At 55.8% G+C, this 206-nt stretch carries 1 pseudogene (only partly in view); it reads left to right on the top strand.

Annotation, left to right across the window (positions count from 1 at the left end):
* Positions 1 to 66 (top strand): annotated as a pseudogene (locus tag F4X11_15995) (hypothetical protein); it begins 1,308 nt to the left of the window's first position.
* Positions 67 to 206: the final 140 nt, after the last annotated feature.

Genomic DNA, 206 nt, shown 5'->3' with positions numbered 1-206 from the left:
ACAAGATCTACGCCTACAACATGTCCGACAAGTCCCGCGACAGCTCCAAAGACTTCAACACCCTGAGTTCTGCGGGCAACAACAACCCCACCGGCATCTGGTCGAACGGCACCACCATGTGGGTAGCGGACAGAGCAGACCACAAGATCTACGCCTACAACATGTCCGACAAGTCCCGCGACAGCTCCAAAGACTTCAATGGCCTG

Source organism: Acidobacteriota bacterium, from assembly GCA_009861545.1.
Classification (GTDB): Bacteria; Acidobacteriota; Vicinamibacteria; order Vicinamibacterales; family UBA8438; genus WTFV01.
Note: the sequence above shows the minus strand (reverse complement) of the source record. Positions and strands in the feature narration are given on the sequence as shown.